Below are 10,198 nucleotides of genomic sequence, written 5' to 3'. Positions count from 1 at the left end.
ATGAACGTTTGTGGTATCCATACCGCTCTTTCCAATACTTATTTGAGCCGTATAACTTCTGGCAACCCACTGCGAGATTTCGAGGATGACCACGCTCCAAGAAGGCAGCCCCTTCTCTTGGGGGAATAAGCGCAACGGCTCGCTTAATCTTAATAGCAGCGTGACATGCTCTCGTGTCGTAAGTACCATCACCAGACACCTCAAGGATACTTCGGCGTGTTTGTTTCAGTAAGTTCGAGAGTACTTCCCCATCTCTAACCGTCGATAAACTTAGCTCGGCTGCAATAATTACATGAGTGCTTGTATCGACGGCAATATGAAGCTTTCGCCAGACTCTACGCTTGCCATCTGTCCCGTGTTTTTTGACTTTCCATTCACCTTCGCCATAAACCTTTAGGCCAGTCGCATCAATGGCTAGGTGCTGTATCGCTCCTTTCGTTTTTGTCTTAAATGAGGCCTCAACTTGCTTTGCTCTACGACTGATGCAGGTGTAATGCGGACAGCTTAATGGAACATGGGCCAGTATAAATATCGAGTTGATAAATCCTTGCAACGCTCTCAGTGGCATAGAAAACATGCGTTTCACCATGAGTGCTGTCGTGATAGCTAAATCACTGAATCGACGTGGCCTATCGCGCTTATTCTGTTTGCTTTGCGCCCACCCGCTAATCGCCTCTTCATCAATCCAAAAGGTCAGAGAGCCACGGTTAATGAGTGATTGGTTGTATTGCTTCCAGTTAGTTGTTTTGTAACGAGGTTTAGGCATAGAGCTACGAGTGAGAGTGGAGGTAGCTGATCAGATCGTAGGTTCTTGATTTAGTTCTATTGAATTACGCAACAAAGCCTATCGGCATAGCCTGCAGGCTTTTGAATGGCGAGGAAGCCACGAGAATAATAGATATAGCCAGAGAGTTTTTCGTTACAGCTGGTACGCACAGATTTGAGTCGGTTGAAACTGTTATAGCTATAAAGCGTATAACAAAGCTCTACATTTAAAGTCTCATATGCACCGCAAGCATGGTGTCACGCTGAATCCTAAAAAGGACATCAAGCCACTACTTGCAGTTGCCAAGAAATCGCGTAAATACCAATGGTTGAAGTAATATGATTCAATCGCCTTCCAGCAATCTGTGCTTAATCTTCACCAAGGCTTTAATAACTTCTTTAATCCGAAGTTGAAAGCGAAGTTGAAACGCGACAGAGGCTCCTTCGGGGCGAGTCCAATACACGGCAGAGGGACTCGCCTAATACTTAGTGGGAGAATCTGCTAGTTCTATGCCAGAGGAAGACATAAGTCGTAATTGAGTGAGTGTTACCACCCAACCCTCAGATTTCTTCTTTTCGAATCAGGGCAGGTAAAGCTTTCTCTAAACTTGGGGCCAGTTCAATTAGCCCGCTTGGGGTTTTCCGACCTAGAATTAGGTTTAATTATGCCGAAAAGTTATGCAAAAAGGAGCGTATTATTTGCCTTTTGCCGTTGTAGAAGACTAAGAGCTATAAAGTTTATCACGTCTGACGTAGGCTAAGGTCGCCCTTTCACGAATTAAGGAGGGCGTTAAAGGGAGAGGTTCTAGGCGGGATCGGCGAAGTTAAGGTGAACACCGTAACAAACTGAGCATGTGTGAATGCCAAATCAAGTGATGTGTTCTGCTGGGGTTCTGAGCAAAATAGGAAAAAGAAAAAAACGACATATGAGATCGTTGATGGTTACTGTCATGGAAGCTGGCTGGGAGCAACTAATGAGAAAATAAAACACTGCTCTCAACGGATCTTGTGGGACTTCCCTTTCGATATCAACCTCTAATCCATCAAGTAACGAGCTTCAAACCTAAAGAACATGAGTACTGCTGAGGACATTTTTCTGTTGAGATGTAACCAGTTCCGCTATTGGCATGCAAGATTCCCAAATCGTCTACTAATTAGATGGAGGATGAATTTTTCGGGGAAATGTGTTCAAGACCCCAATCAGCTGTAAATCGTAGAACGATTAACAAGGATGCCGTGTTCGGCCAACGTATAACTTAGATTGGCAGAGCTCAAAGTCGTAGAGGCATACCAGCGAACACACCAAAGAAGGAGGTTAGGGCGAAGTTTTTCCATTTGAACTCAAAGTTGGCCAGAGGGCGGGATTCGTTAAAACTCTCTTCTGTACATACATTATTACTGCGCTTTTCTAAATTTTTCATTATAAATTATAAATTAATTATTATAAAAATAATGATTAAATATATATTGTCATGGTGGTCAAATATGGGATATATTATATGAAATTTCTAAAAACAAATTCATTTAAAAAACTATGTTTACTCGCTTTTTTATTTAATATTAATAGCGCTTTTTGCTCTTCCACTGGACCTAGAGAGGAACCTTTTTCGAGGCTTTATCTTGAAGGCACCTATGTGAATTTATCGCCAAATTCTAAAATATACGCCAATAATAGAATGCAGGCCGAAATTGAAATTTATTATCAGTTGAAATCTAATTACACGTTTGACAATGCAAGTCTCAAAAAACTCTATACGGCGGAAACGATTGACTCGCTCTCCGTCTCAGATTCTCACAGCGGGTATGTATTAGATATCAGGCTTGAGGATGGAAGTAACCGAAACAGACGAAGAGAAGGCTATAGGAGTGTTTCTAAGTTTGTTTCAGGTAACCGTGCAGATGTTTATCATCTGTGTGTCCAAGCGACGGCCACCAATAATATCACTGGTGAATCTCTTACCCAAAATACTTGTAATGGAACCACAAACAAATCTTCTGCCATCGTCGAATTGTTGACCCCAAGAACCTTTACCAGTTCAGATTTTACCTACGAAACAAGCAATAGCGGATGGAGTGATGGGGCCATTCTTCATCTCCAGAAGTATAAGCCTAACAATTTTACGCTCCAGAAAGTTTGGCAAGAAGGGGGGCTGAGATTTAATAATGACCACCATAGGTTGCTGGGGACTTATAGCAACAGCCAGTCCTCTTCCGCCTTATACTGGATATATGATACAGATGCTGGCCATATCAACATACCATTTTCAACTACCTATGACACTGGCTGGAAAGACCGGGTTGTCTATGGCGATCTCAATACAGATGAGGCCATTATATTCGTCAGCTCATTTGGGCGCGGTATTTACAGCAGCAACTCTGCTAACATCTCTAAAGCATTTCCTCCCTATGACTGGAACCAAAGTATTAGTCCTGATGGAAAAATAGTGTATTTCGAAGATAAATTTGGCAATAGAGGATACTTTAGTTTTTCAAGAACTAGCTACAATGATTATTTCGAGGAAGGGTACTATTTAAGAAGAATACATAGTGAACATAATTAATAGGTGATTAATAAAATGTCTTTTTTATCGAATGCACATAACTTCTCAATTATTAATAATTCAGGTGTCGATCCTAGGACTGGGGCTTATATATGTTCAATAAGGCTCGCTGATTTTCTATCACATAAAACCGTAGGTTCTCCCATTTCCTTGGTATTAAACTATCGTGCCGAAAGTGTTCGAGATGAAGGGTTTGGGAGAGGCTGGCTACTTTCTTTAAGTCGTTTTGAAAAAGAAGATAGTATTATTTACCTGAGCTCAGGCCAAAATTATAAAGCGATTTATAATCATCAGACTAATGAATATAAACTCCCATACAGAAAAATTAAAGATATTAAGTTACTCTATTCTCTCAGTAATAATGAAATTAATGTTATCTATAAAAGTGGGATTGTAGAATCGATAGACTATGAAACGGGAGCCTTGAAAAAGATCACCTCCATCCAAGGCTTGGAAACAACATTCCACTATAGAGAGAGTGACCAAACTAGCAAATTGTGGAAAATAACGGATGGCTCAGGAAGAGAATTACGGATAGATTATTGGTCTGAAGACTTAAAAACAACGGTCACACAGGTTGTAGGTGGAGAAACCTATCAAACACTGGTTGTTGATAAAGAAAGCAATGGTATTTATAAAAGATTAACAACGCTTCATTTACCTGATGACGAGTCGAATATCACTTTTGAGTACGAATACCTGAGTAATATTAACTATGACCTCCTGACAGTCTTTTCTCATCCCAGTGGCCTGAAAGAAATCCTCACTTACCAAAATGAAGGGCACAGCTTTCCGAGCGGTGGGCCGGTCAGTAAAGTCCCTTATGTGACTATGCATCGATTTGTCGCTGGGAATAATCAACCTGACCGAGTAACAAACTATACTTATTCAGATAAAAACTATCTCGGTTTTGCTAGTGAAGCCGCGTTCGTCAATGGAGAAGATACTCTATTCAAATCTAGGAGTGACTATGAGTATAGTAGTGTCGAGAAAATAAATAGCACGCAATCCATAACACGGTCTTATAATAAATATCATTTACAAAAATCTATAGAATATCGCCACAATGAGGTTCTTTACAGAAAAGAAGAGTACGTTTATTACGCGGAGATAAATACCAGTATTGAGCATCAACCAGCCAATTACTCATTTCTGAAGGAAAAACATGAAACTCACTATGAAGATTCTGATTCTAGAACGTTTGTCCATAAGTATCAGTACGATGATTATGGGAATCAAACCTTAATTCGAGAGATAAATGGTGATCAAACGAAGCGAGTCTATTACACCTCTTCAGGAGAAGGTCAAGCATGCCCTCCAGAGCCTAATGGGTTTGTTGCCTTCCTGCAGGAAGAAACTTTCCAGCCAGCTTCCTCTATTACTAGTCATGAACAAGAGAGGAAAAGTGTCTTCACCTACCAATCCTTACCCCGCATCGGAGGAGGCAACTTTGTCGTCCTTAAACATGAAGAGAGCTCTCTGAGTCGTGTAGATTATGTTTACTTTAACAATGTTGAAGAGCTTACTCATGGTCAATTACAAAAAACCTCTACTTTTATCAATGATTTTGTTTCACGAAAGGACTTGTCGTACCGTTATACCGACCAAGATGTTGAAATTACAAGCGCACTAACAACACATGATAATTTAGTCGTTACCACCCAAGTCAAGCATGATTTAAAGAGTGGTGAAGCCGTTCAGTGGGTCGATAGTGAAGGAGTTATCTCAAGTTGTCGATACGATCTTCTTGGTAGGCGGACTCGAGAGATAAAGGCGGAAGGGACGGATTATGAAGCGGTAGTGAAGTATGTATATCGTGTTGGTGATGGGCTCAATCAATTGAAGAGCATAGAGCCTACCGGTATCCAAAGCGTCGAAGACTACAACAATGCAGGCAAGGTCATTAAGACAAAACGAAGTGATCTTAATGGTCAACTCATCGTGTTGAGTGAACTCAGCTATAACAGCCTGGGTCAATTGATTGAGCAGCAAGAATTTGATAACTTTTCGACCAGTTCTTCAATGGTAACTAACTACGAATACGATGCCAGAGGCAACCTTAGTAAAATCACCCACCCAGAGGGAAGGGTAGAAGTCATCAAGCAAAACCCCGTCAAGATGACTATAAACTATTCGATACAAGGTTTGCTTTCAGAAATTCGTTCTTTTGATTTAATGGGTAACTTATTAACAAAGGAGCTGCTCAACAGTCATGGGAAACGGTTAGCGTTTTTCCAGAATACTTATGATGCCTTAGGCAACTTGGTGTCGAGCACAGACCAGAAAAGTCATACTGTTGAATACACCTATGATACCGCAGACCGAGTTGTTTCAACACGTCAAATCTACGATGGTGAAACGCTTGAAATATCAAAAAAATACGTCCGTTACAGCCATGATCTTTTGCCTGTTGAAACCAGTGTTAATAATAAAACCATTGGGATTAGGGTGTATGACGGGCTATCTCGCATGGTATCTGAAGTGTCGAGTTCTGGAACTGAAAAACAGTCTTTTAGCGGGGCTTCTCCAATTCCCACGAGGGTTGTTATGGCGGATGGTAATGAACTCGAGATAACGTACAATAAGTATTTGAAGAAAGCCACGGCCTATAATGTTTCAGGCAACGAAGCGTTGAATGTCACCTATCACTACGACGCAAAATCTGGTCATCTAGTACGTGCAGAGAATAAAAATCTCATCAGTGCTTATGTGTACTTTAAAGATGGGATGACGAGAGAGGAGATGGCGTTTTTCCCCAATACGTCTGTTAGACTTTTTAGCTTTGAACAATATCACCTTTCAGGCAGGCTGGATTTTAAGCACGATTATTTTGGTAACGTCGTTAGATACAGCTATGACCGCTACGGAAGAATGTTTTATATCGAATATATTAAGCAAGATTCGAATAATGAGAGTGTCCATACATTCAGCACTTTAAATTATGATCACTATAGTCGCTTGGTCGGATGTGATACTTATAGGGGAAATGATCACCTTCAAATTAAACTAGAATTAAACGATGTCGGACTAGAAACGAAAAGAAGTGTTCATCTAAACTCTCAATTACAGTTTTCTTTGCAACAAGTTTATAACGATGAACTTCAAATCAGCCTAAAGACACTCGAAAGAGACAACAAAACAACGGTTGAAAAAATGTCATACGATGATTTCCATCGACTAGTTGATTATCAGTGTGATGGCTTTGAACACCCCAAAGATACATTTGGCAACAAAATCATTCGACAGCAATATAGTTATGACTTGTACGGCAATATAACCAAACTTATCACGTTTTTTTCAGACGGTACCGACAATATTTGTACATATACTTATGATACTGATGACGTGGTGCGTCTTGCGTCAATCTCTAATACCCACATTAGCTACTCTGAATCGGCTAACTTAACTTATGACACATCAGGAAACATAACTAAAGATGAGCGGGGGGCGCTTTATCATTATGACGCTCTTGGTCAATTGAATTCAACTTCTCTGCCTATTAACAACAAGTCTTATCAATTCGAATACGACGCTCAAGGCCGTGTAGTGGCGCAAATTGGGCAAGACGAACCCAAGATGGAGCTTTATTATCAAGGTGACCAGATAGTCAACGAATTATACGATGGATGGCACACTTGTTACCATAACGTGGGTGGTTTATGGACGGACCGTACTATTTCTTCGTACCTCAAGTTTAATATCAGCCCTTCAAATTATGATACCTCGGTGCATCTTGCTGAACATCAATACTTACTAGGAAACGCCCAACATAGTGCTATCGCTACTCTAACCTCACACCATGGCGATGATACTATTTCGACAGAATACAAAATGTACACCCCCTATGGACAAGGTTGAGGTGAATGCGTGATTTATAGAGGAAATGTTTATCATGAATAAGAATTATGGTTCATCCGGTGTTAATCAAAGATATATAGATCTATCAAAAAGAACTTTTATCAAGTATTCCACCTCATTGGCTGCTTTATCCCCGTTTATTTACTTTACTCCAAGATTTCTCTTAGCTGGCGAAGCCTTTAAATCAAAATTTGAATCTTCAGGGTTAATTGTGCCTGTTAAATTTTCTCAGAGTCGGTTAGGTTTTAATGGCGAACGTGAGATTAGCGACATTGGTTCAGGGCTATATCATTTAGGCAATGGTTTTCGGATTTATAGTTCAGGTTTGACTCGCTTCCATTCTGCAGATGTGTTGAGTCCTTTTGGAGAGGGAGGGAGTAACTCCTATAGCTATTGTTTTGGCGATCCTGTGAATTTGCGTGATCCCAGCGGAAAGTTTGCGATATCCAGTTTAATTATAGGGGCGATTGTAGGGGCAATTCTAGGGGCGGGCATCTCCGCAACTGCAGAAGGAATTCGTGCGATAGTGACGGATACGCATTTTGAATGGGAACAAGTTGGGATTGGGGCCGCACTTGGCTTTATCTCAGGAGGATTTGGCGCGGCAGCAACGGGAGCAAAAACCAGTGTACAAGTGGGCCTCGCGATTGCTGATGCTTCTGTGTCAAGTGCAGTTAGCTTTGGTCTTGAATTGGCGACTGGCTCAAGTGCCAAAGATGCCGCTTTAAATGCGGGAATTGGGGCGGTAATAGGCCTTGTAACGTTTGGGGCAGGAAGAGGGATCGGGGTGGCTCGTAGCAGAAGAGCATTGATGGCTACACGACGCCAAGCGATGGAGATGGTTGAGTTAAGACATTGGTCCCCTCTTGAAGATCTCACGACCATAACAAGGCAGCGCTCACCAGGTTATCAAAGAACAGCAGCTATCTACAGGAGCGCCGACGATTATGTCTACAGCCATGGGGGGATTGGGTTAACCATGACGCCAGATGGTTTTAAAACAGCTGGACGGCTTGCGGAGTATCTACCAGAGGGCGCGCGAAGCGTTCAGAGGTTTAATTTGCAAACCTGTTTCGGGGCGACCGGAGGAAGCATGTTTTCTCAAGGGCAGGCTTTAGCCAATCATCTAAATACTAGAGTGGTTGCTTGGCCAGGTAACTACGTCCGCAACCTACCCGCAACTTCAGGGAGAGTGTTCAGACCTCAAGCCCCTGCATTAGCCAGGGTGACCAATAGCTTCAATACCGCGGCTGGTAACCTGAATAAACTCGTCATTTATGGTAGGAATCCGTCTTGGTTATGATAGTTAGAATGACAGTAATTTTTAACTAATGTGCTTTTTTACAAAAAATCTAGAGGTAAGTTGGTGGGGATAGGGGTTGTTGCCAAATTTGGGTAAAAGTAAAAAACTTCTGTCTGGCCTTTTGCCGAGTCCCGTCCTATGGCTAACTTTTAGTTCAAATGGAAACATAATATTCTCCCAGTTTGGTTGTTTATTTCATTATTGTAGCGGATTACTACAGGTGGATGCCGGCATTGCAACTGAGCTTGAAGCAGCAGCGAGTGAGAGCGTCCGGTTATTGGTTCTTTATCATCGAGGGGGAATTCACGCTCAAGCGATAATGTAACACTCTTCTTGTCTGGGCCTTCATTAGTATTAGAAGTGCTTATCTCACTGGCATATGACACTTTTAACATTGAAGGTTGCAACCCGATCGCTGTCGCATTCGCAATGAGCAACCCAGGCTCGGTATCACCTTGTTGAACAAAACCAGCAGAACGGGCTGGTAGGAGTAACTCTAACTCGAGGGGCGAGTCGTTGGGGATGATGCTTAAAATCGGTGTGCTTGGCTGCCCACTTTGGCTTGATAGGCAAGATAAAATGGCGACCACTTAAGTTAGGTGTGTTAGTAGAGGGGATGACGAGCGGAGATTGCATTGTGTTTGCTGAAGTCAGTCGAATTGCACGTTCAACGTTACAAGTACTAGAGGTACTCGAAGTGTGCATGAAAAAGAAAATTAATGTCTATATTGCAAAGGAAAACTTACAGTTATATGGCTCGAGGCAATCTCATATCACCGCTAAGGTGCTAGGAATTGCGGCAGAAATCGAGCGTGAGTTGATCTCGCTGAGAACGAAGGAAGCGCTCGCCGCCAGAAAGAAAAACGGAATGATTCTCGGAAGACTGAAGGGCCAAGCCGAGAGGGTGAAGCGCCGAGTACGCTGCGTGACTATATGAAGCTAAGGGTTAAGAGAGTTGTGAAAAGTGCTTGGCGGGAGACATGTGCTTACCAAAAACGGCTGCAATAATGAGGAGCTCTTGTTTTCGAATGTAGTAAATCACATGGTGCTTCAAAGGAAAGCGGAAGTAGTCTTGGCCCAACTCTGAAACTTCTATGCCGATCAACTTATTGCTAGCCAGTAATTCCATTGATTACTTTAGTTCTGAAAAGTAAGTGGTCCATTGTGTTTGCCCCCATCGCTCTAATGTATAGCGACGAATATCAATGAGATCAGACTGCGCTGCATAAGAAAGCTTATATTGCGTCATTAATCAAATTTACCTTGGTCAAGTGCATTCATGAAATCGTCACCGTCGACTAGGTTATCTGATAGAACATCGGCCTCTGCTTGTTCGAAGCGCGATTTCACCACCATCAATTTCAGGGCTTCAAGTTGCTCATATTCTTCACAAGACATCATCACCGCAACCGGTGAACCGTTCTTATTGATTTGTACGGGTTCACGTTGAGCCTTCATTAGTAAATCGCCAAATTTAGTTTTAGCTGTATTAGCAGTAAGTGATTGCATAATATTCTCCTTTTCGTTCATTATAAACGAATCGAACGCTTTAACTGATTTGTATGATTTTAGTTATACGGTTAATCCAATGGCGTGTCCATAAAGGTGTAATTTAGTGGATACGACTTGTTACCCCTCTCAGAACTGTCCAGTTAGTCGGCTTTGTTGCGTAATTAAATTTAAAGATAGAACAACCCCGTTTCGCGTATTT

5 protein-coding genes and 2 pseudogenes are annotated in these 10,198 nt (G+C 41.8%); 4 read left to right on the top strand and 3 right to left on the bottom strand.

Annotated features, from left to right (window positions below; all coding sequences use genetic code 11):
• The coding region (locus ACED53_RS21880; protein ID WP_371715306.1) for an IS5 family transposase at window positions 1-766 on the bottom strand (766 nt) is incomplete at its 3' end.
• A 1,498-nt stretch (window positions 767-2,264) separates the two neighbouring features.
• Here ACED53_RS21880 and ACED53_RS21875 point away from each other — a divergent pair.
• From ACED53_RS21875 to ACED53_RS21860, 4 genes and pseudogenes are all read left to right on the top strand, one after another.
• Window positions 2,265-3,326, top strand: a complete 1,062-nt coding sequence (locus tag ACED53_RS21875) for a hypothetical protein (protein ID WP_102258028.1) — start codon at window positions 2,265-2,267, stop codon at window positions 3,324-3,326.
• Between the two features lie 15 nt (window positions 3,327-3,341).
• Complete coding sequence (locus tag ACED53_RS21870) at window positions 3,342-7,184, top strand: RHS repeat protein (protein WP_102258027.1); 3,843 nt, start codon at window positions 3,342-3,344, stop codon at window positions 7,182-7,184.
• Between the two features lie 34 nt (window positions 7,185-7,218).
• Window positions 7,219-8,487 carry an RHS repeat-associated core domain-containing protein gene (locus ACED53_RS21865; RefSeq protein WP_016800081.1) on the top strand — a complete coding sequence of 423 codons (1,269 nt, stop codon included), beginning with the start codon at window positions 7,219-7,221 and terminating at the stop codon, window positions 8,485-8,487.
• A gap of 568 nt (window positions 8,488-9,055) precedes the next feature.
• Window positions 9,056-9,397, top strand: a pseudogene (locus ACED53_RS21860) (recombinase family protein); the annotation flags it as partial.
• Between the two features lie 36 nt (window positions 9,398-9,433).
• On the opposite strand, the pseudogene ACED53_RS21855 reads toward ACED53_RS21860, so the two are convergent.
• Both ACED53_RS21855 and ACED53_RS21850 read right to left on the bottom strand, forming a co-directional pair.
• Window positions 9,434-9,736 (bottom strand): annotated as a pseudogene (locus tag ACED53_RS21855) (type II toxin-antitoxin system RelE/ParE family toxin).
• Window positions 9,736-9,996, bottom strand: coding sequence for a type II toxin-antitoxin system Phd/YefM family antitoxin (locus tag ACED53_RS21850; RefSeq protein ID WP_069592240.1), 261 nt, complete (start codon window positions 9,994-9,996; stop codon window positions 9,736-9,738). The pseudogene ACED53_RS21855 and the gene ACED53_RS21850 overlap by 1 nt, the downstream one beginning before the upstream one ends.
• Window positions 9,997-10,198 lie beyond the last annotated feature (202 nt).

The organism is Vibrio sp. 1F169 (assembly GCF_041439605.1).
GTDB classification, from domain to species: Bacteria; Pseudomonadota; Gammaproteobacteria; order Enterobacterales; family Vibrionaceae; genus Vibrio; species Vibrio tasmaniensis_A.
The sequence above is the reverse complement of the archived record's forward strand: the minus strand, read 5'-3'. Positions and strand labels throughout refer to the sequence as shown.

What these genes read in the sequence shown, in the direction of transcription:
- ACED53_RS21875 (WP_102258028.1), top strand. Translation starts at nt 2,265, where the DNA reads ATGAAATTTCTAAAAACAAATTCATTTAAAAAACTATGTTTACTCGCT.
- ACED53_RS21870 (WP_102258027.1), top strand. Translation starts at nt 3,342, where the DNA reads ATGTCTTTTTTATCGAATGCACATAACTTCTCAATTATTAATAATTCA.
- ACED53_RS21865 (WP_016800081.1), top strand. Translation starts at nt 7,219, where the DNA reads ATGAATAAGAATTATGGTTCATCCGGTGTTAATCAAAGATATATAGAT.
- ACED53_RS21850 (WP_069592240.1), bottom strand. Translation starts at nt 9,996, where the DNA reads ATGCAATCACTTACTGCTAATACAGCTAAAACTAAATTTGGCGATTTA.